The following is a 296-nucleotide window of genomic DNA, read 5'->3' as shown; positions in this document are numbered from 1 at the left end:
GAGCAGGTCCGCCCACACCTGCGCCAGCGCAATCTGGCCGGTCGCGGCGGCGGCCTGCGCATCCTCCAGGCTGGCGCGACCACCCTTGCTTAACCCCAGCCGCCGTGCCCCGAGCGCGATCGCGCCGGACGAGACGATTGCGACCTGCTGCCCGGCAGCTTTACGCTCGGCGACATCGGCGACCAACGTAGCCAGCCAGTCGCGCCGCACCGAGCCGTCTGGATCAACGAGCAGCGCCGAGCCGACCTTGACGATCAGGCGCTGGCACGTGGTGGGCGGGAAAAGCGGCATGTACC

General features: G+C 70.6%; 1 protein-coding gene. It reads right to left on the bottom strand.

What is annotated here, in order from left to right:
• Positions 1 to 296 (bottom strand): amino acid kinase family protein (locus AC0IW9_RS30545; protein WP_471652065.1); only part of this gene is annotated, 296 nt, incomplete at both ends.

The sequence above is a fragment of the Belnapia sp. AC561 genome, assembly GCF_979252845.1.
Note: the sequence above shows the minus strand (reverse complement) of the source record. Positions and strands in the feature narration are given on the sequence as shown.